A 1,712-nucleotide genomic window follows, 5' to 3' on the forward strand; every position below is an offset into this window, starting at 1 on the left:
GATTCAAATTGAATGTAATAATCACAAACGAACGGCCATCACGCGAAATGGACCGCAGTTCGTCAATCCCGGCTACGGTTGCAACCGCATCCTCAATGACCGCGCTGACCTCTGACTCCACTTCCTGCGACGCAGCACCAGGATAGTTGGTACGGATGTAAATCGAAGGCATATCCATATTGGGAAATCGATCCACTCCCAGTTCTGGAAACGCAACGACACCCGCCACCACCAACGCCATAATCAGCATTAATGCAAACACAGGCCTCTTGACACAGATTTCTGCCAGCCAGTACAACGTCTGATCCCTTTATGCGAGGGCAAAACTCGATTTTCCTCTGATAAATCACTGTTTGAAAAAGCCGCCTGCTTTCATGTAGATTTGATGTGGATTCAAATCATCTCATTCATTTTTCGGACGAACTCATATTTGCGTTTTCTGTTCTTTGGTCGGCATTGATTTCGAATCTGCCAGAATTCCGGGGCGTCCTTCCCGGGCATTACTTAAAATGCGATCTCCCGGCTGCAGGCCTTCTAAGATACGAATTTGCTCGCCTCGCTGTTCTCCCAGCAATACTTCCTGTATCTTCACTTTGCCATCAACGACTTTCCAGACTTTTTCGGTTCCCGCAAACTGCACAACAGCTGACATCGGAACCACGATTGCCTTCTGATCCGGGTCGATAATGATTTGCCCTTCAGCAAACAACCCGGCTCGTAACGCGTGCTGTGAATTATCCACAACCGCTTCAAACAACAACGAACGACTCATCTGATCCAGAAAGGGACTGATACGCGTTACCGTTGACTGTTTCGGTGTCAGTGATTCAATTTCCAACTCTACCGGTTGTCCGACTTTCAACAGACTCGACAAACGCTCGGGAACCGTGCCCCGGTAACGAAGCTGATCGATTTGCACCAGCACCAGCAGCGGGTCCCCCATTTTGATATAGCTCCCGGGGGCCACCAGTCGTTTCTGTACCACCGCCGTGTAGGAAGCTTTCAGAATCGTGTTATTCAAATCTTCCCGGGCTAAATCCAGCAGTGTCTGCTGCACGGTGATGTGCGCCATTTTTTCACGCACCCCGTTTAACGACGAATCGTAACGGGCGGCTGCCACTCGTTCGAACGACACGATCTGATCGTATTCAGCCTGTCCCATCACTTTTTGCTTGTAAAGTACACGGGCGCGATCCAGATTGGCAATGGCTTCGTCCCACTCTGCCCGTTGTTCTTTCGCAGGCGGGGAATTTTCCGGAACCAGTTTATCAACAGAATCACCGGGCTTCAGTCCCACAGCCGAGCGGGCCTGAGCCAGTTGAGCCTCCGCCTGTTTAACTCGTAGCTTGAAGTCATCTTGAAAGACTGTCACTAACGGATCACCGGGCTTTACGATATCTCCCAGATCGACGTGGACTTCAAAAACGCGTCCCTCTACCTTAATTCCCAATGTTGCTTCATCATTAGGAAACAAACTCCCCTGGCTCCGCACAATGCGTGGCCAGCTCTGTTCTGCGACTTCCAGAGTCTCGACATTCAAGACCGGTAGCGCATCACCTGCTTTGGAAACAGGAGCTTGTTCGCTACGTTCACATCCCGCAAAAAAGAGAGATAACAGGAAGCTGAACAGGCAGGAGCTGGGAAGGCATAATTGGTAATGGCTCATGGTTTCATTATATCTGTACACGGGGCAATGTCGAGCAGTTTCCCAG

The 1,712-nt window shown here is 50.2% G+C and carries 2 protein-coding genes; both read right to left on the reverse strand.

Annotation, left to right across the window (positions count from 1 at the left end):
• The coding region (locus Q0294_RS14285; RefSeq protein ID WP_299466669.1) for an efflux RND transporter permease subunit at positions 1–262 on the reverse strand (262 nt) is incomplete at its 3' end.
• 162 nt (positions 263–424) lie between these two features.
• Positions 425–1,666 (reverse strand): efflux RND transporter periplasmic adaptor subunit, encoded by a 1,242-nt coding sequence (locus Q0294_RS14290; RefSeq protein WP_299466672.1) that lies wholly within the window; start codon positions 1,664–1,666, stop codon positions 425–427.
• Between the last annotated feature and the right edge of the window lie 46 nt (positions 1,667–1,712).

The sequence above is a fragment of the uncultured Gimesia sp. genome (assembly GCF_937919775.1).
In the GTDB taxonomy this organism is placed as follows: Bacteria; Planctomycetota; Planctomycetia; order Planctomycetales; family Planctomycetaceae; genus Gimesia.

What these genes read in the sequence shown, in the direction of transcription:
- Q0294_RS14290 (WP_299466672.1), bottom strand. Translation starts at nt 1,666, where the DNA reads ATGAGCCATTACCAATTATGCCTTCCCAGCTCCTGCCTGTTCAGCTTC.